This is a genomic window from Thalassotalea coralli (assembly GCF_055786205.1).
In genome coordinates this window covers 1,181,237-1,204,007 of sequence record NZ_JBVVBK010000001.1, presented here as the reverse complement: position 1 = coordinate 1,204,007, position 22,771 = coordinate 1,181,237, and the positions used below count along the sequence as shown (strand labels likewise).

Genomic DNA, 22,771 nt, shown 5'->3' with positions numbered 1-22,771 from the left:
ACCGTGCATTAATAATTGATACAGCATTACGACAGCGCTGTCATTTTTTATTTTTAATAAACCCAACGTAAAACAAAGGGAATTATATTTTAGGTTGGGTCAAAAAAATTGCGCATATTTTGCACGACTTAAATACTATAGCAGGCAATACAATATTTAATAGAAGTTAACACTAACATCTTCACGAATGAACCCTAAAACAAACGTAAACCAATGTTATTAATTGATTTTATTTTCACAACAATAAAGAGGCTAATCATAAAGTGACCCCCATAACTTCATGTTAATCAAACCAGTGAGGGTAAAAATTTCGCAGAGTAGGTAAAAAAGTTCGGCTTATTGGTAGCGCTTTGTCATCTACTAGTATTTGATATTTCAATTTCGACAATTTTTCTATTTTCACTACTTTTTTCGGATTAACCAAATAAGAACGGTGTACTTGAATCAATAAATTATCATCGAAATAAAGTTTTATCGCTTTTAGCCTCATCGAAATAAATCTAGGCTCTTTTTCACCTTGGCGGTAAATACCAGAATAGCCAGACTCAGCCTTAATAAAGGTAATTTTGTCTTTTTGTTTAGTTAACTCATAGAGCTCTGCAAGAACTGTTGGCTCTTTGGTTAACGATTTAATGGCTTTTTGCACCATTAATACCTGATAAACCAAAACCTGAATAAATTGTTTATCTTGATCAGTTAGTAGAGTATGTGTCTTAATTTCAATTTTTACTTCTTCTGCGTTTACAACTACCTCATGTTTGGTACTGATGGACTCTTCTCCCACTGTTGCGACAAGCTGATCATGGTGATGAATAACCAACACAGCACTTTGCTTGATTACGTCAATAAAGTACTGACTTACCTCTTCAAGTGCGATGGTTATGTCTTTATTTGGTACCATCGACATGCTAAATGATGCCAACGAATCGATCCTATCTTCAGCACTTGCTAGAGTTTCAATGTTTGTCGATACGGGTTTAGTTTTTTCATCAATACCGTTACACGCTTTATCATTCTGGTCTACTGATAGACTTAACGGGGGTAAACAGATTTTTGAATTCAGTACTTTTTCTTTTGGGACAATAATAAAAAACTGCTCAAGGTTATTATCACTTCTAAAAGAGAGACCTTGCCCGCTAGCTTGCCTGTGTAAGGCATTCAACCGTGAATAGCTAGACAATTCGATTTGATGCTCGTTAGACGTAACTAGACTGATCGAAACAGCTAACTCCTCAGATAGTTTTACCACTTCTATGTTGACTTGTTGGCTATTTGGCCGAACATCAACAGCGAAGCCCACAATGTTATAAACGAGTTGTTGAAAGCCAGCCGAATTAACTACGATAGTTACATCCTCATTTCTTTTAAAAGAAATGCGACAAGATTCTGATTTGCTATTAGTAGCGTTTGATTGAGCCGTTATTAAATATTGTGTTGCAGCATTACTTAATAGCTGATTGATGTTAACGGCTTCATATAATCTACTGGAATAAGAACTTCTTAACTTGGTTTCGGAAAGAATTTGCGAAATTGGGACTATGGTCGCTAAAGCGATTTTATTCAGTTTTGACGTTAAACTTGGCTCTAATACTTTATTCTTGTGCAAAGCGTTAGAAACATCAGCAACCGCTAGTAATGGCCATTCCAATGAATGCAGCCCGTGCTGAATCTCATTAAAGTTATTAATATCAGCAAGCTGTTTCATTCGCTTTTGATGGCTCATCCAAATGAAACTACAAAAAATAGTGACGAATACAGCAATGATTTCTAACAGAAGAATAAGCAATGCCCTGTTGTCTTGCCAAAACTTTTCTCCTTGATAGAAAATACTTTTAAAAAAGTGATACTCATCAAATACGTGATAAAGCACTTGATCGCCGTTGTGTAACTGTAACACCGCCATACCAGCTAAGCCTTGGTCTTTGGCAAACCTAACCTTTTCAGCGACAGAGCGCTTGCTTTCGTAACTGATGAAGTGTCCATCAAATTTGTTCTCATTATATAAGTAGCTACTTTTAGTTACCTCATCCCAAAACTGTTCATAGCCCCCGATGGACAGGAAATAATTCAATGCTTTTTGATTATAAACACCTGTTTCCCCGCTGTGTGTACCATCCCAACTGCCCCAACTTAGCTTTTGAGGAATTTGCCTCAATCCATTATTTTTGATGGGAACGCCATCCCAACCGACCCCAAATGAAGCGACAGACACAATGATTTTTTCTCGTTCAATGCCAAATTGACTAAGCTTATCGACTAAACTCGACACGGAGCGCTTATCAGGGTAATTAAACAGAGAAGACTGTGGCTCAGCGAATTGTCCTTTATCGCCCGGTAACCTAGTACTATCTAATACCACCAAATCTAAGCTCTCAGAAAAACGAGCTGCATCCCATTCATCTTCAAGAGAATAAGGCGCTAATATAGATTGTAACCAGCAACTAGTACCACTTAGGTCACATTGTCGTCTTAGCTCTTCAACCAAAAGACTTAGGTGGACAGGATCTTGAGGCCTGTGAATAGTCTTTGAATTGTCTCGCGTTCTAAAAATTGGAAATTGCCAATCAACTTCAATACCATCAAATTGGTACTTTTTCATGAATGCGATAGCTTCTTTTGCTATTTTTTCACGCCCAGCTTTCGTGGTAGTTAACGTAGAATAATTATCTGAACGTCCCCAACCTCCAAGGCTGATAATCACTTTAAGAGAAGGGTTTTGCTGCTTGATAACTTGCAGCTGACGAAAGCTCCCCAAATACTCAGCCTTGTCATCGATAGCAGGAAACAAATGCTCTACATCGGCAAATGGATCACCAAGGACTACCTTGCCTTCTTCCGTTAAATCGGCACTTTTGTAAACCAAATGCGTCATCAAATGTGTTGGCAAGTCGAGTACTTGAACATTAGGTGTATATATTGCCCATTGAGAGTAATAGCCGAGAATGTAAGGTTTATTAGAAAAGGAAGTCGCTGAGCTACTTGAAATTACAGGGGAAGAGAAGCACCAAAAAAATACCAACATTGACACAAAATGCGCCGATCGTTTTAAACCTTTTCGGCTGAATCGTAAAGCGTTCAATGTAAGTAAAATTCTTGATATTAAACAAGTCAAATAGTCGTTAACTCGCAGTCATTACTCTTTTTATTAAAACAGAGAATAACGAAAAAAATCGCATAAGTTAACTATAAATAGTTGTTTTACAGTTGTGAAAGTTGATGACGTTTCGCAATAGTATTGAGAATTTTAGTCACCTTTTTGTCGAGTAAAATAGGAAGAATGGCTGCTTTTTCAAGCGATAAATCGATTTCATTAGCGGTTAACTGTAAAAAGCAACGGTATCTGTTTGCTCGTGAATCGAAAGAAACAATCACGTCATCTGCTAACTGTTCAATATCATGTGAAAAGTTCAATTCGACTTGATCAGCCGAGCGACAATTAATATCAAACTGCCAATGAATTTCATCTTCTGGTTCACCAAACCACCCTGCGGTCATGGCAACGAAATTTAGTTTAGCTTCTAATTTACTGGCGATAGCTTCTATTTTAGGTAACAGATCACGCGTGCTCGCTTCTACCATTAAGCTTATTGGCAAAGTTTCATTTACAGAAATATTCATGACGGTATTTTGACCATTGACTCCTAAAAAAGCCTTGACTAATTTTTAAACAAGTTTAATGCCAAGTCATTTATTGTATCGAAATGCAAAGATGAATATAAGAAATAAGATGAATAAGGCTTAACTTGAACTGTCAGATTTAATTGTTAGTGCTTAGTCGAATCTGACGGTCGCATTTGTGCCAGAAGCGGACGTTTAAATTACTCGACAAGGCTACCTTTGGTGGGTTGATTTGCCACCAAAGGAGGCATTCATATAATTACCTTGGCATGAATTTAAAGTCGTGCCAGTCGTGCCAAAGTATCCAATTGCACCAAATCGATTATTTAGGTAAATTTTTTCGAAGTGGAGTAATCGACATTAGATAATTTATAAGGTTCGCAAAATGGACAATGCAACCATCATTGGAACAATAGTTGGCGTCATAAGCATCATAGTTGGCGTAGCTAGCTTAATCGACCCCATAAATAGAAAAATAAAAAAACTAAAAAAAAACAGAGGTAATGAAAAAGTAATAAACCTAAAACTCTCTCGTATTGAAATTTATAAAGAGATGAATTCTTCGGGTTACAATGCTTGGTTGACAAACACCTTGGAGAAGATTTATTTCAAAACTAAGTTTCTATTTCTCTTTGGAAGAACATTCCCTGTTTATTTGATTAAACCTGCGAAAACCTTTAGTTATCCATTTAAGGAGCTTTGTTTTTTAGAGCATGTCCATATAGAAAACCTTGATGAGAACGATGAACAAAAAGAGTTTTTCAGTTTGCTCTCCGATCAAATAAAACGCCCCGAGATGATAGGGTTTAGCCTAAAAAGCATGAAAATTAATACTAAAGGTGAATTAGTAAGAATCAATGCAGTCCCTTGTACATATCGGCAGAATATAGTTACTTCACATATATTAGAGTGGGAGCTATATAAACAGAAAAAAATGAATGATTTTTCTAAAATGCAAGCACATCAAGTTTTAGAACATTTGCATTTTAGAAAGAAGTATCATGGTAGTAGAGACTCAGAAAATGGAATTATTGGAACGGACTCAGCTTTTCCGCTACTGAGTGTTCAGGGCATTGTAGTTTTTAAGGACTATACGGATGACGTTCCTGATTGGAAATTTGTAATTATGAAAAGGCCATCTGATGTTGCTGTAGCCCCTGAGCTTTGGCAGTTTCAGCCTGCTGGCGGGTTCGAGCTATACGGTAAGGAATCTCTTTGGGACGAAATTTTAACAGTAAAAGGATTTGATGTAAGGTTGGCATTATTAAGAGAGTATGCAGAAGAATTATTTGATATAAAAGAGTTCCAATATCAAAGCGATGGAAAAAACCCTGAATCTATACTTCAAGAAAAAAACATTTCCTATTTACTCAGTTTAAGAGAATCTGGCAAAGCCCATATAGACTTTTTAGGGGTGGTAGTTGATCTTTGTCGTCTAAGACATGAATTATCTTTCCTAATTTTTATTGATGATGAAGAATTCTCCATTAATCAGAAATGGGGGAGTTCTGAGGAGTCTTCTACTACCTTAAAACTATTACCTGAGGATATTAGTGATTATGTCGCAGATCAGCTGCATTCTTCGAGTGCTGGGCTTTTAGAATTAGCACTACAGCATGATCGGCTTATTGATTCAGGAATTAGCAAAAGGGTCTATTAATAAGCCATATCACAGTCAATATAGTTTTAGGTAAACTGTTTCTGTACGAGCATAGCCGATTGACTGCAATGAGCTTGAAACCGCATACGAAAATACAAACGCGACGGTTCGCTGTTCGCTCATAGCTGTCAGATAAGATTTAAGCTGCTACAAATAAATGAGTATAAGAAAAAACCGCGCCTTTAAAAGTGCGCGGTTTTAATCAATAGGCGAATGTCGCGAGCGTAGCGACAATCCAATCTATGTTTATAGCATTTCTAATGCAATTGCGGTTGCTTCACCACCACCAATACAAAGCGATGCAACACCTTTAGAAACACCACGGTTTTTCATTGCATGAATTAGTGTCACCATGATACGCGCACCACTTGCACCTAGCGGATGACCTAGTGCACAAGCACCACCGTTAACATTTACTTTTTCAACGTCAAGTTCAAGTTCTTTAATTGCTAACATTGTAACCATGGCAAATGCTTCATTAATTTCCCATAAATCTACATCTGCAGCAGACCAGCTTGCTTTATCAAGTACTTTTTTCATCGCACCGACTGGAGCAACAGTAAACTCAGCTGGCTTTTGTGCATGCGTCGCATGAGCAACAACTTTACACAGTGGTGTTAAGCCACGCTTTTCTGCTTCAGATTGCTTCATCATTACCAATGCTGCTGCGCCATCTGAAATAGAACTAGAATTAGCTGCGGTAATGGTGCCGTCTTTTTTAAATGCTGGACGTAACGCTGGGATTTTATCAGGACGAGCATTACCTGGTTGTTCATCGATATCGACAACAACATCGCCTTTGCGTGTTTTAATCGTTACTGCTTCAACTTCATTAGAAAAAGCGCCCGCTTCAATCGCTGCATTAGCGCGAGACAAAGAACGAATAGCGTATTCATCCATTTGTTCACGTGTAAAAGCAGCTTCATCTGCTGTTTCTTGTGCAAAACAGCCCATAGAAATACCGTCGTAAGCATTTTCTAAGCCGTCAACCATCATATGGTCAAGCACTTGACCTGCTCCCATTTTGATACCAGAGCGACCAGAAGGCAGCATATGTGGTGCATTAGTCATGCTTTCCATACCACCAGCTACCGCAGTATCGATAGAGCCAGCAAGTAATGCATCGTGAGCTTGCATCGCGGCTTTCATGCCAGAGCCACATACTTTGTTAATCGTTGTACAAACGGTAGATAATTCTAAGCCTGCTTCAAGTGCTGCTTGACGAGCTGGCGCTTGCTTTAAGCCCGCAGGTAAAACACAACCCATAATAACTTCATCAACTTGTTCGTTACTAAGGCCTGCTGCATCTACAGCTGATTTAATTGCTGTTGCACCTAAGCTTGGTGCTGTCACCGACGATAAAGCGCCTAAAAAACCACCCATTGGTGTACGTTTTGCGCTAACAATTACTACTGGATCTTGATTAGACATTAATGTTCTCCAATTTATTTTATGGAGCTAGACTACAACAAGTTAACGTTTACGCCAACGTTAACTTAAAAAATAGCTGAAGAAATTATATAAAAGAAGTGTACGAGAAACTTGCCAAGTTGCCAGTTTAACTCACTTAGACAAACGAGCAACGGAACTAAAACCGCAACATTCGCCAAAAGGAAGTTTACGTTAACGTAAACTTCATGTTATGGTTACCCTAGTATTATCAACGATGAACCAGTTATGAGCAACAAAAAAACCATCACTTATTCAATCGGTGAGTTGGCTAAAGAGTTCGACATTACCACTCGCAGTATCCGTTTTTATGAGGATCAAGGCCTAATTCACCCTACTCGTAAGGGACAAACTCGAATTTATAACCAAAGAGATAAAGTTCGACTAAAGTTAATTCTACGTGGTAAGCGTTTGGGTTTTTCGTTAGCAGAAACTGGCCGGTTATTTGAACTATATGATGCAGACAAATCAAGCGAAACTCAGCTTACAACAATAATGAAACTAATTGCTGAGAAAAAAGCAGATTTGAACCAACAACTTGAAGATATTAAAGCGGTTCTAGTAGAGCTAACTGGATTAGAAAACAATTGCCAAAGTGCACTTGACGATATCCAAAAACAAAAATAAAGAGCCACTATAAACCAATACATGAGAAACAAATTATTACTCAAGGACTCAACATGATTTCTACTTTTTCTTCTATCAACTTTAACTTAGGCGAAACCGTTGACATGATCCGCGATCAAGTGAACGCATTTGCTAAAGATGAAATTGCTCCACGTGCAGCACAAATCGATATCGACAATGAATTCCCGCATGACTTATGGCGCAAATTTGGCGACATGGGTCTATTAGGTATGACTGTTGAAGAAGAGTTTGGTGGTTCAGGCCTAGGATACTTAGAGCACGTTATTGCCATGCAAGAAATCTCTCGTGCTTCAGCATCTGTTGGCTTAAGTTATGGTGCGATGTCTAACCTTTGCTTAAACCAATTACGCAAAAATGGTTCACAGGAACAAAAAGCAAAATACTTACCTAAACTTTGTTCTGGTGAGCACATTGGTGCATTAGCTATGTCTGAGCCAAATGCAGGTTCAGATGTGGTTAGCATGAAACTACGTGCAGAAAAGCAAGGCGATAAATATATTCTTAACGGCAACAAAATGTGGATTACTAATGGTCCAGACGCCAATGTATATATTATTTACGCTAAAACCGATGTTAACGCAGGTTCAAAAGGTATCACTGCCTTTATCGTGGAACGTGACTACCCTGGATTTAGCCGCCACCAAAAACTAGATAAATTAGGTATGCGCGGTTCAAACACTTGTGAATTAGTATTTGAAAACTGTGAAGTACCAGCAGAGAACATTCTTGGTGAAGAAGGCAAAGGTGTACGTGTACTTATGTCTGGTTTGGATTACGAACGCTTAGTACTTTCAGGTGGTCCTCTAGGTATCATGGACGCATGTATGGACTTAGTTGTTCCTTACATTCACGACAGAAAACAATTCGGTCAGTCAATTGGTGAATTCCAATTAGTACAAGGCAAGATCGCAGACATGTACACGCAAATGAATGCAGCAAAATCATACGTTTATATGGTTGCTCAAGCATGTGACCGTGGTGAAACAACGCGTAAAGATGCTGCTGGCGTTATCTTATATACAGCTGAGCTTGCCACTAAAATGGCGCTAGACACAATTCAGCTATTAGGTGGTAATGGCTATATTAATGAATTCCCTGCTGGTCGTTTATTACGTGACGCTAAGTTATATGAGATTGGCGCAGGTACTTCAGAAATTCGCCGCATGCTAATTGGTCGCGAATTATTTAACGAAAGTAAATAACGAATAGTGAAGAGACTGAAAGTGGCTAGTATCTCATGTGCTTGTCACTTTCTAATTAATAGAAAGTTTACATATATCCCTTGGTCTTATCTGCCATGGCTAGTTTTACTTGGTTGCGCCAGATATCGAGGGCACTTAAAAGGTAACTCTAGTGGCTAAAATCAATTCAAAAATAAACCCACGTAGCCCTGATTTTCTTGAAAACGCAGAGCACATGCAGCTTCAAGTCGATGACTTAAAAGAAAAGCTTGATCAAATTAAACTTGGCGGTGGCGACAGAAGTCGAGAGCGTCATTTGTCCCGCGGCAAACTTCTCCCGCGCGACCGCGTTGCAGCTTTACTCGATCCAGGCTCACCGTTTTTAGAACTCTCTCAACTTGCTGGTTATGAAGTATACGAAGACAATGTACCTGCAGCGGGCATTATTACAGGTATTGGTAAGGTAAGCGGTCAAGAATGTATTATCGTTGCGAATGACGCAACAGTAAAAGGCGGTACATATTACCCGCTCACTGTGAAAAAGCATTTACGCGCACAAGCAATCGCTCAAGAAAATAACTTACCTTGTATTTACCTTGTTGATTCTGGGGGCGCTAACTTACCCAACCAAGATGACGTATTCCCAGATAAAGACCACTTCGGTCGTATTTTCTTTAATCAAGCCAATATGTCAGCGAAAGCGATACCTCAAATTGCCGTGGTCATGGGCTCTTGTACAGCTGGTGGCGCTTATGTTCCTGCAATGGCTGATGAGTCTATTATTGTAAAAGAGCAAGGCACAATCTTTTTAGCCGGTCCTCCGTTAGTAAAAGCGGCAACAGGTGAAGTCGTTTCTGCTGAAGATTTAGGTGGTGCAGATGTTCACTGTCGTACCTCGGGAGTGGCGGATCATTATGCTCAAAATGACAATCATGCATTGGAGCTGGCAAGAACAGCCATTAAAAACTTAAATCGTGTCAAGAACATTGAATTAAACATTCAAGCTGTTCAACCACCAGAATACGATGAAAAAGAAATTTACGGCATCGTGCCAAAAGACACTCGTAAGCCATTTGATGTAAGAGAAATTATTGCTCGCATCGTCGATGGTAGTAATTTTGACGAATTTAAAGCGCTTTACGGTACAACTTTGGTATGTGGCTTTGCGCACATTTTCGGTTACCCAGTAGGCATTGTAGCTAATAACGGTATTTTGTTCGGCGAATCGGCGCAAAAAGGCGCACACTTCATCGAACTTTGTGCACAGCGTAAAATCCCACTTGTTTTTCTACAAAACATTACTGGCTTTATGGTTGGTCAACAATATGAAGCTGGCGGTATCGCTAAACACGGAGCCAAAATGGTGACGGCAGTAGCGACAGCACAAGTGCCTAAATTTACCGTACTGATTGGTGGTAGTTTTGGCGCAGGTAATTACGGCATGTGTGGCCGAGCTTATGATCCTAGATTCTTGTTTATGTGGCCTAATGCTCGAATCTCAGTCATGGGAGGTGAGCAAGCCGCAGGCGTATTAGCGCAAGTTAAACGCGACCAAAAAGAAAAGCGTGGCGAAGAATGGAGCCAAGAAGCAGAAGCTGAATTTAAGCAACCGATCATAGATACCTACGAACATCAGGGTCATCCTTATTATGCCTCAGCTAGACTTTGGGATGATGGCGTTATCGACCCTGCCGACACTCGCATGGTACTGGGCTTGTCTATCTCAGCCTCATTAAACAAACCAATTGAAGAGACCAAGTTCGGTCTATTTAGAATGTAGGAGTCATCATGAACGAAGAAAATCAAAAAGTTTTGTTTGATGTTGACCGTTTTGGTGTGGCAACGGTGACCTTGAATACACCAGAAAAACACAATGCTTTCGACGACGGTATTATTGAATATTTAGGCAACCTTTTTACCAAAATAGCGGCTCGAAGCGATATTCGTATCGTCGTATTAGCGTCAAACGGTAAAAGTTTTTCAGCGGGTGCAGACTTAGGCTGGATGAAGCGCATGGCAGACTACAGCTATGAAGAAAATTTAGCTGACGCAGAATCGTTAGCGCATATGCTTAAATCACTTAATTTTTTACCGCAGACCACTATCGCAAAGGTACAAGGTGCTGCATTTGGTGGTGCTGTTGGTTTAGCTAGCTGTTGTGACATTGTTATTGCTAGCGATAGAGCCAGCTTTTGTTTAAGTGAAGTTAAACTCGGTTTAATTCCTGCAACTATTAGTCCATACGTGGTTAATGCTATGGGCCAAAAAGCATGTCGCCGTTATTTTCAAACGGCAGAACGCTTTACTGCTAATACAGCACAACAATTAGGGTTAGTTGATGAAGTTACTCAACCAAGCAAGTTAGACGAAACCGTTGATGACCTTATTCAAACCATCTTAAACAATGGCCCTGACGCTGTTCGACAAGCTAAGCAACTTGCATTGGACGTAGCTAACGAAGAGATTAATAGCGAACTCATCGGTATTACCAGTGAGCGCATAGCGGCAATTCGTGTATCTGACCAAGGGCAAGAGGGTTTAAATGCATTTTTTGAAAAGCGTAAACCTCAATGGCAAGTAGACCTAGAGAGTAAAGGGTAAATTCATGACAAAAGCATCCACAATGTTTACAAAAATTCTAATAGCTAACCGTGGTGAAATTGCCTGCCGTGTTATCAAAACGGCACGTAAAATGGGGATTTCAACTGTTGCAGTGTATTCCGACGCTGACAAAAATGCACTGCACGTGAATATGGCAGACGAGGCTATATATATCGGCCCTTCTCCATCTAGAGAAAGCTATTTACGTATAGACAAAGTCATCGAAGCCGCCAAGAAAACTGGCGCTCAAGCAATTCATCCTGGTTATGGATTCTTGTCTGAAAACGCCGAGTTTTGTCAGGCTTGTGCAAAAGAGAATATCACTTTTATTGGCCCACCGGTTGGCGCTATTGAAGCCATGGGCTCTAAGTCTGCCGCTAAATCCATTATGGAAAAAGCGCAAGTTCCTCTTGTGCCTGGTTATCATGGCGATGATCAATCAGAAGCTATCTTAAAGAAAGCTGCCGATGACATGGGCTACCCTGTATTACTAAAAGCGACCGCTGGTGGCGGTGGTAAAGGCATGCGTCAAGTTTGGAGCGAAGCAGAATTCGTAGAAGGCTTAGCGGCTGCAAAACGCGAAGCAAAGTCATCCTTTAACGATGATACTATGTTAGTTGAAAAATACCTCACTCAACCTCGACACGTTGAAATTCAAGTATTTTGTGATAACCACGACAACGCTGTTTACTTATTCGAACGCGATTGCTCTGTACAAAGACGTCACCAAAAAGTGATTGAAGAAGCACCAGCGTTTGGTATGACTGAAGCGTTGCGTGCACAAATGGGTGAAGCAGCAATTAAGTCTGCAAAAGCCATTGGTTATCAAGGCGCAGGCACGGTTGAATTCTTGTTAGATCACGATGCCAAAACGGGTAAAAGTGCTTTCTACTTTATGGAGATGAACACGCGTCTTCAAGTAGAGCACCCTGTAACAGAATTGATTACCGGCGTCGATTTAGTTGAATGGCAACTTCGAGTCGCTGCTGGAGAAACCTTACCTAAGGCGCAAGATGAATTAAGTATTAATGGTCATGCTTTTGAAGCACGTATATATGCAGAAGACCCTGACAACGATTTTCTTCCGGCAACAGGTAACTTAAAGTTCTTACAACCACCTAATGAGTCAAACAATGTTCGTGTGGACACTGGGGTGCGTCAAGGTGACGATGTAAGTGTATATTATGACCCGATGATAGCAAAACTGATTGTTTGGGATGAAAGCCGAGAGAAAGCGTTACAGCGCTTAACTAAGGCCTTAACTGAGTACAGAGTAAACGGCGTTACCACTAACATAGATTTTCTCTATAACGTTGCCACCTGCCCTGCTTTCGTTAACGAAGACATCGATACTGGCTTTATCGAAAAGCATCAAGATGAAATTTTTCACGATGACCAAAAAGCGTTATCAGATGAACTTCCAATTGCCGGTTTGTATCTTGTTTTAGCGCAGTCGTTAAAAGCTAAGAAACAAGCGCAAAACTCTACTGATGCAAGTTCACCGTGGCAACTCGCTAATGCATGGCGTTCTAATGAAGCAAACGTGCACACTTTTATCGTTTCACATCACGATGACACGTACACATTAACCGTTGAAGAAAAACGCGCCGCCAATAGTTCTTACTATCTGATTCAAGTCAGTCATGGTGAAACAGTTTCGCGTAAACACGACTGCCAGGGTTTTATCGACGGCAATACATTACACATCAGTATTGATGGCCATAGATCACAAGCTACTATTGTTGATTGTGATGATGACATCAGCTTGTTTCGCGCAAATGGCGTATTTAACTTTAGCCTAGTTAAACCAGACTGTGGTTTAGATGATGGTAGTGACACCGCGGGTGGTGTAACGGCACCAATGAATGGCACCGTCGTGTCGGTATTAGTTGCTAATGGTGAGCAAGTTGAGAAAGATCAAGCGCTGGTTGTGATGGAAGCGATGAAGATGGAACATACTATTAAGGCGCCAAGTAAAGGCACAGTATCAGCTGTTTACTTCCAAGAAGGCGACTTAGTTGATGGTGGCGCAGCCTTGCTCGCATTTGAAGCAGAGGAGTAAACATGACCCTTCCTAACCAGGTAAAAATTGTCGAAGTAGGTCCGAGAGACGGTTTACAAAATGAAAAGTCACCTATTTCAGTTGAAGATAAAGTAACGCTAATTCATATGCTTGCTAATGCAGGTGTTAGTTATATCGAAAGCGGTAGCTTTGTATCACCTAAATGGGTACCGCAAATGGCAACCTCGGCTGAAGTATTTGAAAAAATCGAGCGCAAATCTGGTGTTACTTATGCGGGGCTTACGCCGAATATTAAAGGCTTCGAAAACGCAATTGCCGTTGGCGTCGATGAAGTCGCTATTTTTGGTGCAGCGTCTGAGTCATTTAGTCAAAAGAATATCAATTGCTCTATTGAGGAAAGCCTTGAGCGTTTCGCTCCAGTGGTTGAAGCAGCAAAAAAAGCTGGGTTAAAAGTTCGCGGATATGTTTCCTGCGTTGTCGGTTGTCCTTATGAAGGCGAAATTGCTCCTGAAGCAGTTGCCAACGTTGCTAAAAAATTAATCGACATGGGATGCTACGAAGTATCCCTTGGTGACACCATTGGCGTGGGTACAGTAGCTAGCGTAAAAAATATGTTACAGGCAGTTACCGCCCTTGTTCCTAAGCAACAACTGGCTGTTCACTTTCATGATACTTACGGACAAGCGTTAACCAATATTTACACCGCTTTAGAAAACGGTATTTCTGTTGTAGACAGTGCCGTTGCTGGTTTAGGTGGATGCCCTTATGCTAAGGGCGCTTCTGGCAATGTAGCCACTGAAGATGTTTTATATATGCTTAACGGTTTAGATATCAAAACCAATATCGATTTCCAAGCAATATTAGAAGCTGGCTGGTTTATTAGTGATGTACTTGGTAAACCCCCTGTTTCAAAAGTATCAAACGCGTATCGTGCAAAATAATACGACTATATTTTTTAGAATAACGAAGAAGGATTAGATCATGGCCGGATTTGACAAAGTTGTGTCAAGTTATGAAGAAGCGCTTGCCGGGCTTGAAGATAATATGACTTTAATATCGGGCGGCTTCGGCTTGTGCGGTATCCCTGAAAATTTAATCGCTGAAATAAAGCGTAAAGGCACAACCGGGTTAACGGTTGTTTCAAACAATTGTGGCGTCGACGACTTTGGTTTAGGTATTTTGTTACCTAATAAACAAATCAAAAAAATTATCGCCTCTTACGTTGGCGAAAATGCCGAGTTCGAACGTCAAATGATGAACAATGAGCTTGAAGTAGAGTTAACACCACAAGGTACGCTAGCTGAAAAAATGCGTGCTGGCGGTGCTGGCATCCCCGCATTTTTCACGGCTACAGGTTATGGAACATTGGTTGCCGAAGGTAAAGAAGAACGCGAATTTGATGGTCGAAAATACATCCTTGAGGAATCTATCAAAGGTGATTTTGCCATTGTAAAGGCGTGGAAAGCCGATAGATTTGGTAACCTAGTGTTTAGAAAAACTGCGCGTAACTTCAACCCAATGGCCGCTACAGCAGGAAAAATTACGGTTGTTGAAGTCGAAGAAATAGTTGAACCGGGTGAGTTAGATCCTGATCAAATTCACACACCAGGTATTTATGTTGATCGCCTTATTCAAGGCACTTTCGAAAAACGTATTGAACAACGCACCTTGCGTAGCGAATAGGAGAAAAAATAATGGCGCTATCAAGAGAACAAATCGCTCAACGCGTTGCCCAAGAGCTTCAAGACGGCTATTACGTCAATTTAGGTATTGGTATTCCAACCTTAGTGGCAAACTATGTACCTGAAGGCATGGAAGTTATGCTGCAATCAGAAAACGGTTTATTAGGTATGGGTCAATTCCCTACTGAAGAAGAACTCGATGCAGATCTCATTAATGCTGGCAAGCAAACAGTGACTATGGCAACTGGTGCATCAGTGTTTGATTCTGCAGAATCTTTCGCGATGATTCGTGGTGGTCATGTCGACTTAACAGTGCTTGGTGCATTTGAAGTTGATGTTAACGGAAATATTGCTTCTTACATGATACCAGGCAAGCTCATCAAGGGTATGGGTGGTGCAATGGATTTAGTCGCTGGTGCAGATAACATCATAGTTACCATGACTCATGCTTCAAAGCACGGCGAATCCAAATTACTCGACAATTGCACATTGCCTTTAACGGGTAAAGGGTGCATCAAGAAAGTATTAACTGACTTAGCCTTTATTGAAATTAAAGAAGGCAAATTCCATTTACTTGAAAGAGCACCTGGAGTTTCTGTTGAAGAAATAGCTAAATTAACCGCTGGAGAGCTCGTAATCCCAGATAATGTCCCTGAAATGAAGGTTTAAATTTAGTTAACAAAAAGTAAAAGGCAGGTTAACCCCTGCCTTTTTTGAAAACTTTCAGACAAACTTTCTTTTCTATAACAAAATATACAATTTCATCATAACAGCTATAACCTACTGATTTAAAAATCAATTCAACAAACAACCTCATAACACTTCACATACCTTTGTTACAAACAGATTGAGTTTTTGTGTTTTTTTAGCGATACTAAAGGGGACAAAGAAAAGGCAAGACATACGAAAGTATGTTACGCAAAACCACCGGTCTACGGATGAATAGTCATCTACGACAGCGGAGTTACCGAGTTCAATTGGGAACGTCCTGTGGTTTTTTCTTTTAATAAACTCATTAATGCATTACAAGGTTATTAAAATGAAAAAATTATTACTAGTTGCTACTGTTACTACTTTAGCTGTAACGTCTATGATTTCTGCACCGAAAGCAGAAGCTTCAAATATCGCACAAACTTTGTGTGAGTATGTTGCTGCCGACGATAAGAAACGTATGCGTTCATTCTTAAAGACGAATAAACTTAAAATACGTTCAGTATTCAAAGAAATTCAATGTAATGGTAAAAACTTGTTAGTTTTTGCTGCTGATAGAGGTTCGGTTAACACTGGTTCTCTAATGATTCGCAAGTTACCTAAAAAGGTAGTTTCTGCAAACTTAGCGCAAATTCAAAATGGAGCGCAACCGTTGATAGACGCTGCTAACGAACGCGTTAGTAGCTAAAGATTTTTATTTGGTAGGCGTTATTGATTTTCAGTAATTTGTTTTACTAAGTAATATTTCTTCTGTCATCGCAAAAGCCAGCTTTCGAGCTGGCTTTTTTTTGTTCGGACAAACCCAATATATTAAATTCTGGTTGCAAAAAACAACAAAGATTACCCATACTTTTATTAACAACAATAAAAAAGAACTGTAAATGGTTAAACAAGACAGCACGAAGTGGCAAAAAAATGCATTAATTTTAACTGGAGGTGGCGCTCGAGCAGCTTACCAAGTTGGCGTGCTGTCAGCAGTATCAAAGTTCTACCCAAGACACTACCCTATCCCATTCCCAATTATATGTGGTACTTCAGCAGGAGCTATCAACTCTACTGCTCTAGCTTGCTGGTCGTCTTGCTTTCAGCTTGGGGTAAAGAAGCTGGAGTGGGTATGGAAGAACTTATCGACAAACCGCGTTTATCATAGCGACGCCTCGCGAGTCTTCGGCCATATAGCATCAGGTGCGATGGCGAGTTTTCAAGCAGATTACGCCAATAAAAGGTCACGAAGTTTATTAAACAACAACCCGTTAAGAAATATGCTAAGTGATGTCTTAGATTTTCAACGAATTGATTCCAATATATTAAAGGGTAAACTCAAAGCTTTATCTATCACTGCTTCTAGCTACACTTCAGGAGATTCAATAAGCTTTTTTCAAGCAGATAATAGCGTCATGCCTTGGCAACGTGCCAAACGACGAGGGCAGGCTTGCCAAATCACTATAGATCATTTGCTTGCGTCAGCTGCGATTCCATTGGTTTTTCCATCACAAAAAATTGGCAAAGAGCACTTTGGTGATGGCTCAATTCACCAATTATCGCCTTTAAGCCCTGCCATTCATCTAGGTGGAGAGAAATTGTTTATCATTGGTGTTGAGCAACCAAAAGAGCCATTGCATGCAGATGAAAACAACCCACATCCGCCAACCACAGCAACAATAGCAGGTCATCTTCTTGATGGGATATTTTCTGACACGTTACAAAGTGATTTAGAGCGTTTGAATCGAGTAAACAACACCTTATCTATGATTTCACCTGAAAATCGTGAGTCACATGAAGGATTAAAGCCAATTGAAACTTTAGTGTTAAACCCCAGCCACGACTTTAACGCAATGGCGGTTGAATACTACCCTCGCTTACCTTATGCCATAAAACTGTTATTAAGGAGCTTTGGCATCACCAATGATGCTGAATCTAGTATTATTAGCTACTTGTTATTCGATACAGCTTTCTGTCGAGAGCTGATGAAGCTAGGCTTTCAAGACGCATTAGAAAATGAAACAAAAATAAGGGCCTTTTTAGAAATATAGCCCCTATTTTCAAAATTTTTCAGATGAAAAGGTAACTTCTAATCACCCTCGTGAATATAGCGGTCTACACGCTCAACTCGTCTTGGCTTACCTCGAATAACAAGAGTGTCCTGAGCCTTAAGTACGATATTTTCGTCTGGCTCTTCCGTTTCTACTCCGTCCCTTCTCAGTGCGATAACCGCGACACGTCTTGCAGCTAAATTAAGAGAACGAATAGAGCGGCCTACAGCGAAAGAATCATCTGTTAGATTAACACCATTCGCAAATTCTATGCGATCTATGGCTTCGGGGCTCATGTCAGTATCTTCACCTTGGAAAAACCCGTGAAGGTGGCTGTAGTGGCTCTTACGCTCTTTTTGGACCCGTCTAACGATACGAGAAAATGGTACCCCTGTTAATGACAGTACTTGCGATACTAGCATCAAGCTTCCTTCAAGACTTTCTGGTACCACCTGATCAGCACCTGCTTCTTGCAATGAATCTAACTGGTCATCGTTTCGCGTTCTTACAAGAACCGGTACTTTAGGAGATAAGCTTCTCACTTTTTGAATAACTTCAATAGACTGCTTGTCTTCGCCGAAAGCCACTACCACTAGCCGTGCCTTTGATATTTTTGCCGCCTCGAGTAATTCCGCTTGTCGCGAGGAACCAAATAATACTCGCTCACCAGCTTCTCTTGCTTTCATCGTTCGAAGCGGATCGATATCAATAGCAACAAAATCAATATTTTCTTGTTTTAAGAATCGGCTAACTGTTTGTCCAACACGGCCAAAGCCACAAATAATGACATGATCTTCAAGACTTTCTTTATCTTTGAGTTCTCGTAGTTCTTCAGTATCAACTTGTTTTTCGCTCGACAAAAACTTCGACCATTTTTTAGCATGATCAATTAAATACGGTGTTAACGCCATACTCAACACACCGGTTCCTAATAAAATAGAAGCTATGTCATTTTCAAGAACGTTCACTTGAGTCGCTAAGGCAATAAGTACAAAACCAAACTCTCCCATTTGGCTAAGCATGATACCGGATGCCCAACTATCACTGGCTTTTTCTCCTGCTTTTACTGCCAATATTTTCACAATAATAACTTTTGCCACCATAAAGCTGACTAAAAGCAGAGCTATGGTCATTGGCGAAGAAATGAGTACCGATACATCAAGCTTCATACCCACTGTAACAAAGAATAAGCCTAATAATATGTCGCGATATGGGCGAATATCAGCCTCTAGCTGATGCTTATATTGGCTTTCTCCTAACATCATTCCAGCTAAAAAAGCCCCTAAAGCCATAGACAAACCAAACCACTGAGTTAATGCTGAAGCGACTAAGGTGACCAATAATGTCGTTAAAACAAAAAGCTCATCAGTTCTTACTTGAGCGACTAGGTTAAAGAGTCGAGGCAAAATCCACTTGCCTACAGAGAGTAAGATACCGACAACAAAGACACCTTTAACCAAAGCAACAATCAACGCCCACAGCATCGAGCTGTCACTAGATTGCGCTAGCATAGGAATAATAATTAACAGTGGAACAACGGCTACATCTTGAAAAAGCAGTACCGCGACAGAAATTTGACCTGATTTTCGTTTAATTGCGCCGGTTTCACTTAATTGTCTAATCACGATCGCTGTAGAAGAAAGTGCTAAAACACCGGCGATAACAAAAGAGCTCGCAAATGACTGACCGAGCAAGACACCAATAATGGTAAAGAGAACAAGCGAAATACCAACCTGCAAACTACCAACAGATACCACCAAGTGGCGCATTGCCATCAGTTTAGGAAGTGAGAACTCTAAACCTAATGTAAAGAGCAGAAAAACAATACCTAACTCAGCAAAATGCTCGTAATCTACATGTTCATTAGCAAATGCTAATCCATGTTCGCCTACGAGGACGCCTGCAATCAAATAAGCGAGAATCGCAGGTAAATTTAATTTCCGGAATAACCAAACAACAAAAACGGCACTGGTTAAAATTGCCAAGATTTCTAAGTGGCCAGTCACAAACTCTCTCTATAGGGGTCGCATAAGGATTATACTTATAGTATATGCCAACATCTTGAAGCTCAAAGTAATTTTTATAATTCACATGACGATTTTTAATTAGCGTATAGCCGCTTTCTATCGTTGACAAATTTTTGTCGAAATCACCTAAATGCAATGCAAGTTGCGACGAGAATTTACACCCAAAAACATAACACCTTGTTAAACAAAGATATTTTAACTTAGGAATAATTATTGCATTAAATTCACTGGGTTTAGAAGAGGTCTCAATATGCACACACTAAATATTGTTGAAGCAAAGCAAGTAGAATTTAACGCATTCAAATTATTTGATTCAGAATCTCAATACGACAATAAGAAGAAATTGGCGCTAGCAGAGCAACTGCAAACTAGTTTAGATATTAATGAACTTTTAGATATCTTTGCACGTGAAGCATCTAAACTTGTTGACTTTTCAGGCCTGTATTTTAAAAACACACAAGTGTCAGGGAAAGCGAGTAACAGTCGCTCAGGCAAACAAGAGCGTAGTTATCAATTTAAATTAAAAGGCCAATTTATTGGCAAACTAACCTATGCCCTAAACTCTCCCATTAGCTTAGCTGTCCATAAGAAGCTAACTGAGTTACATCAGCTACTATTGCACCCTCTAAAAAACGCTATTGCCTACAGTCAATTGACTAAACTTGCGATGGAAGACTCTTTAACAGGCATTGGTAATAGAAGGTATTATGACCAACAAATTAAGCGAGCGATGCATCACGCACACAGAACAGGCGCTAAAGTCGGTTTAATCGTTTGTGATTTAAATAAATTCAAAAGCTTAAATGATACTCATGGACATCAAGTTGGTGATCAAGTACTCGAGTATTTCGCGCGAGCGTTAGAAGTGAGCGTACGTGATTCTGACAGCTTGTTTAGGTTTGGTGGTGACGAGTTTGTTATTATCGTTGAACAAACCTCTGAAGAAGGTTTAAAGCGCATTTCAAACCGCTTACAGCATAATGTCGCGAATTGTGCATTTCTGAACAAATACCATGTTTCATGCTCTTTAGGTCATGCATTAATGACTAACGCTGATAGTGAAAGCGAGCTATTTGAACGAGCAGACGAAGCACTTTACGATCATAAACGTCAAACACCTGCTAAATTAAACGTTGTTTAATCTCTGTAACGACCTTATTGCCGCTCCTCTTTCTTGAGGGGTGGCACCTACATACAAACGGCAATACCTTACCGCTTCGGCAAATTTTTCTTTACCTTTAATGGCAACTATTTGTCTTAAGAATTTCTGCGGGACGTCATAAATACTAGCATATTGAGCAATGGCATCATCGATATTTGGATAAGTTACCCCGTCAAATACAAATGTTAGCTCAGGCGAATCACGGAATATTTCAATATTTTCGCCGTTAACCTCAAGTGGCCACCCGGTGTAATTGACTCTTTCTCGGGCAATTTCAAACATCATCCAAGCGCTTTTTTGAAAGCTCTCAAAATTACCGCCTTCAAAGCCACTGTTTGCCAATTCTTCTTTCGTCCAGTTAACACCTATTGCTAAATGCTTGCGGTACTTTTTCATTAAAGCACGTTTAACGTCTTCTTTGACAAGCCAGATATCGCGTTTATAAGCTTTATTCGCCCAAGGTAAGCATTCTGAGCAGGAATTAATAGCTAATGGTGGATGCGTTAAATCGAGCAGGATATTTTCACGTTGAGGAAAGCAAAACTGCTGGTTAGCGGGCTCACCACAAAACCAGCAGCAATAACGGTATTTAAAAGGGGTTTCTACAGCAGAAAATCCGTTATTCATATTATTGAAGCGTCAGGTTCAAACTCACTCTTATTTGCGTTTTGCTTTTTTACCTTGCTTTTTAAGACCCTTTTTCGCTTTTCCTTTAACAACTTTTAACTGTGATTTTTCCTTGCGTTTTTTCTCTAACGCAAAATTTTTATCTTTCGTTGCTTGGTATCTATTCTTGCTAGATTTTGCATTATTATCATCCGTTGCTTTCTTATCAGCAACTGCATCAAACTCATAACCTGGAACGATAATACGATTAAACTTTCGCCCAATTAGCGTCTCTATGTTACCAAGAAACTTCTCATCTTTTGGGCTAACTAAAGAAATAGCATGACCTGACTTACCAGCACGACCTGTACGACCAATACGATGAACATAATCTTCAGCTAGAAACGGCAAGTGAAAATTAATCACATAAGGTAAATCTGGGATATCTAAACCTCGTGCGGCAACATCTGTTGCAACTAGTACCCTAACCTGTCCAGAGACAAACTGCTCAAGCGCTTTGTTGCGAGCACCCTGAGATTTGTCACCATGACAAAGTGCAGCCTTAATGCCGTCAAGTTTCAATTCTTTAGCAAGAACATTAGCGCTTTCCCTAGTACCAGCAAACACCATCACTTGCTGCCAGTTGTTAACACCTATCAGCTCAGAAAGTAACTCTCTTTTACGTGCTTCACTTACCCAGTAAACAGATTGCTCCACTTTACCGGAGGTACTATTTTGCTTTGCCACCTCTACTTGCTTAGCATGATGTAAGATCTCGCTAGCCAGTGACTTCACTTTATTAGAAAAAGTAGCAGAGAACATTAAGGTTTGATGCTTGGCTTTAAGCAGAGGAATAATTTGCTCTATGTCTGTTAAGAAACCCATATCAAGCATACGATCCGCTTCATCGAGAACCAGTGTTCGTACTGACGAGAGGGAGAGGTTTCTTAATTGCAGATGCTCCAGTAGTCGCCCAGGAGTTGCAACGAGAATATCGACCCCCTCTTTTAATAGGCTCGCTTGTTTTCCCATGCCAGCGCCACCATAAACAACCGCTGTTTTTAACGATAAGTGCTGACAAAATTTTTCACTTTCTTGGGCTACTTGAATCGCCAATTCACGAGTTGGCGTAAGCACAACAGCTTTTAGTTCGTGATGCCCTTTATCTTCTTTTTCAAGCTTCTCGATAATTGGTAGTAAAAACGCTGCAGTTTTACCAGTACCGGTTTGAGCACTTGCCAGTACATCATGGCCTGCTCTAATAACAGGGATTGCTCGTTGCTGGATAGGTGTTAGTTGGCTGTATCCACTTGCTTTGATCGCTTGCAATAGGTTATTTGAAAAGCCAAAAGAATCAACACTCACAATTA

Annotated in this window: 18 protein-coding genes and 1 riboswitch; of the genes, 12 read left to right on the top strand and 6 right to left on the bottom strand. The window is 40.1% G+C overall.

Annotated elements, in window-relative coordinates; all coding sequences use genetic code 11:
* Positions 1-283 precede the first annotated feature (283 nt).
* Together ACOB80_RS05325 and ACOB80_RS05320 are read right to left on the bottom strand one after the other, a co-directional pair.
* A complete protein-coding gene (locus tag ACOB80_RS05325) occupies positions 284-3,022 on the bottom strand; it encodes a glycosyl hydrolase family 18 protein (protein WP_473164793.1) in 2,739 nt (912 codons plus the stop codon).
* 176 nt (positions 3,023-3,198) lie between these two features.
* Positions 3,199-3,618, bottom strand: a complete 420-nt coding sequence (locus ACOB80_RS05320) for a hypothetical protein (RefSeq protein ID WP_473164763.1) — start codon at positions 3,616-3,618, stop codon at positions 3,199-3,201.
* A gap of 385 nt (positions 3,619-4,003) precedes the next feature.
* Between ACOB80_RS05320 and ACOB80_RS05315 the strand changes: the two genes are divergently transcribed.
* Entirely contained in the window at positions 4,004-5,278 is a 1,275-nt protein-coding gene (locus ACOB80_RS05315) for a hypothetical protein (RefSeq protein WP_473164762.1), read from the top strand.
* A gap of 246 nt (positions 5,279-5,524) precedes the next feature.
* On the opposite strand, the gene ACOB80_RS05310 is transcribed toward ACOB80_RS05315, so the two are convergent.
* Complete coding sequence (locus ACOB80_RS05310; protein WP_473164761.1) at positions 5,525-6,709, bottom strand: acetyl-CoA C-acyltransferase; 1,185 nt, start codon at positions 6,707-6,709, stop codon at positions 5,525-5,527.
* 246 nt (positions 6,710-6,955) lie between these two features.
* Here ACOB80_RS05310 and ACOB80_RS05305 point away from each other — a divergent pair, with 246 nt between their 5' ends.
* From ACOB80_RS05305 to ACOB80_RS05260, 10 genes are all read left to right on the top strand, one after another.
* A complete protein-coding gene (locus tag ACOB80_RS05305) occupies positions 6,956-7,354 on the top strand; it encodes a MerR family transcriptional regulator (RefSeq protein WP_473164760.1) in 399 nt (132 codons plus the stop codon).
* Positions 7,355-7,407: 53 nt separating this feature from the next.
* The gene (locus ACOB80_RS05300; protein ID WP_473164759.1) at positions 7,408-8,577 is read left to right on the top strand and encodes an isovaleryl-CoA dehydrogenase; all 1,170 of its coding nucleotides are present in this window, start codon (positions 7,408-7,410) and stop codon (positions 8,575-8,577) included.
* A 151-nt stretch (positions 8,578-8,728) separates the two neighbouring features.
* Entirely contained in the window at positions 8,729-10,336 is a 1,608-nt protein-coding gene (locus ACOB80_RS05295) for a carboxyl transferase domain-containing protein (RefSeq protein WP_473164758.1), read from the top strand.
* An 8-nt stretch (positions 10,337-10,344) separates the two neighbouring features.
* Positions 10,345-11,157, top strand: coding sequence for an enoyl-CoA hydratase/isomerase family protein (locus ACOB80_RS05290; RefSeq protein WP_473164757.1), 813 nt, complete (start codon positions 10,345-10,347; stop codon positions 11,155-11,157).
* A gap of 22 nt (positions 11,158-11,179) precedes the next feature.
* Positions 11,180-13,219: an acetyl/propionyl/methylcrotonyl-CoA carboxylase subunit alpha gene (locus tag ACOB80_RS05285; protein ID WP_473164792.1), complete on the top strand. Its 2,040-nt coding sequence runs from the start codon at positions 11,180-11,182 to the stop codon at positions 13,217-13,219.
* A gap of 2 nt (positions 13,220-13,221) precedes the next feature.
* Positions 13,222-14,121: a hydroxymethylglutaryl-CoA lyase gene (locus ACOB80_RS05280; RefSeq protein WP_473164756.1), complete on the top strand. Its 900-nt coding sequence runs from the start codon at positions 13,222-13,224 to the stop codon at positions 14,119-14,121.
* Positions 14,122-14,161: 40 nt separating this feature from the next.
* Positions 14,162-14,863 (top strand): CoA transferase subunit A, encoded by a 702-nt coding sequence (locus tag ACOB80_RS05275; protein ID WP_473164755.1) that lies wholly within the window; start codon positions 14,162-14,164, stop codon positions 14,861-14,863.
* A gap of 11 nt (positions 14,864-14,874) precedes the next feature.
* A complete protein-coding gene (locus tag ACOB80_RS05270; protein WP_473164754.1) occupies positions 14,875-15,531 on the top strand; it encodes a 3-oxoacid CoA-transferase subunit B in 657 nt (218 codons plus the stop codon).
* Positions 15,532-15,745: 214 nt separating this feature from the next.
* A riboswitch (cyclic di-GMP riboswitch) is annotated at positions 15,746-15,834 on the top strand.
* A gap of 67 nt (positions 15,835-15,901) precedes the next feature.
* A complete protein-coding gene (locus ACOB80_RS05265) occupies positions 15,902-16,261 on the top strand; it encodes a DUF3718 domain-containing protein (protein WP_473164753.1) in 360 nt (119 codons plus the stop codon).
* A 193-nt stretch (positions 16,262-16,454) separates the two neighbouring features.
* Positions 16,455-17,606: a patatin-like phospholipase family protein gene (locus ACOB80_RS05260; RefSeq protein ID WP_473164752.1), complete on the top strand. Its 1,152-nt coding sequence runs from the start codon at positions 16,455-16,457 to the stop codon at positions 17,604-17,606.
* A 38-nt stretch (positions 17,607-17,644) separates the two neighbouring features.
* Here the strand turns inward: ACOB80_RS05260 and ACOB80_RS05255 are convergent, their stop codons facing one another.
* The gene (locus ACOB80_RS05255) at positions 17,645-19,612 is read right to left on the bottom strand and encodes a monovalent cation:proton antiporter family protein (protein ID WP_473164751.1); all 1,968 of its coding nucleotides are present in this window, start codon (positions 19,610-19,612) and stop codon (positions 17,645-17,647) included.
* Between the two features lie 271 nt (positions 19,613-19,883).
* On the opposite strand from ACOB80_RS05255, the gene ACOB80_RS05250 reads away from it, so the two are divergent.
* Complete coding sequence (locus tag ACOB80_RS05250; RefSeq protein ID WP_473164750.1) at positions 19,884-20,774, top strand: GGDEF domain-containing protein; 891 nt, start codon at positions 19,884-19,886, stop codon at positions 20,772-20,774.
* Here ACOB80_RS05250 and ACOB80_RS05245 read toward each other — a convergent pair.
* Entirely contained in the window at positions 20,760-21,422 is a 663-nt protein-coding gene (locus tag ACOB80_RS05245; RefSeq protein WP_473164749.1) for a hypothetical protein, read from the bottom strand. The two genes, ACOB80_RS05250 and ACOB80_RS05245, sit on opposite strands and share 15 nt — an antisense overlap.
* 30 nt (positions 21,423-21,452) lie before the next feature.
* Positions 21,453-22,766: a DEAD/DEAH box helicase gene (locus ACOB80_RS05240; protein ID WP_473164748.1), complete on the bottom strand. Its 1,314-nt coding sequence runs from the start codon at positions 22,764-22,766 to the stop codon at positions 21,453-21,455.
* Positions 22,767-22,771 lie beyond the last annotated feature (5 nt).

What these genes read in the sequence shown, in the direction of transcription:
- ACOB80_RS05245 (WP_473164749.1), bottom strand. Translation starts at nt 21,422, where the DNA reads ATGAATAACGGATTTTCTGCTGTAGAAACCCCTTTTAAATACCGTTAT.
- ACOB80_RS05265 (WP_473164753.1), top strand. Translation starts at nt 15,902, where the DNA reads ATGAAAAAATTATTACTAGTTGCTACTGTTACTACTTTAGCTGTAACG.
- ACOB80_RS05290 (WP_473164757.1), top strand. Translation starts at nt 10,345, where the DNA reads ATGAACGAAGAAAATCAAAAAGTTTTGTTTGATGTTGACCGTTTTGGT.
- ACOB80_RS05315 (WP_473164762.1), top strand. Translation starts at nt 4,004, where the DNA reads ATGGACAATGCAACCATCATTGGAACAATAGTTGGCGTCATAAGCATC.
- ACOB80_RS05270 (WP_473164754.1), top strand. Translation starts at nt 14,875, where the DNA reads ATGGCGCTATCAAGAGAACAAATCGCTCAACGCGTTGCCCAAGAGCTT.
- ACOB80_RS05305 (WP_473164760.1), top strand. Translation starts at nt 6,956, where the DNA reads ATGAGCAACAAAAAAACCATCACTTATTCAATCGGTGAGTTGGCTAAA.
- ACOB80_RS05310 (WP_473164761.1), bottom strand. Translation starts at nt 6,709, where the DNA reads ATGTCTAATCAAGATCCAGTAGTAATTGTTAGCGCAAAACGTACACCA.
- ACOB80_RS05250 (WP_473164750.1), top strand. Translation starts at nt 19,884, where the DNA reads ATGCACACACTAAATATTGTTGAAGCAAAGCAAGTAGAATTTAACGCA.
- ACOB80_RS05260 (WP_473164752.1), top strand. Translation starts at nt 16,455, where the DNA reads ATGGTTAAACAAGACAGCACGAAGTGGCAAAAAAATGCATTAATTTTA.
- ACOB80_RS05320 (WP_473164763.1), bottom strand. Translation starts at nt 3,618, where the DNA reads ATGAATATTTCTGTAAATGAAACTTTGCCAATAAGCTTAATGGTAGAA.
- ACOB80_RS05285 (WP_473164792.1), top strand. Translation starts at nt 11,180, where the DNA reads ATGTTTACAAAAATTCTAATAGCTAACCGTGGTGAAATTGCCTGCCGT.
- ACOB80_RS05300 (WP_473164759.1), top strand. Translation starts at nt 7,408, where the DNA reads ATGATTTCTACTTTTTCTTCTATCAACTTTAACTTAGGCGAAACCGTT.
- ACOB80_RS05275 (WP_473164755.1), top strand. Translation starts at nt 14,162, where the DNA reads ATGGCCGGATTTGACAAAGTTGTGTCAAGTTATGAAGAAGCGCTTGCC.
- ACOB80_RS05325 (WP_473164793.1), bottom strand. Translation starts at nt 3,022, where the DNA reads ATGTTGGTATTTTTTTGGTGCTTCTCTTCCCCTGTAATTTCAAGTAGC.
- ACOB80_RS05280 (WP_473164756.1), top strand. Translation starts at nt 13,222, where the DNA reads ATGACCCTTCCTAACCAGGTAAAAATTGTCGAAGTAGGTCCGAGAGAC.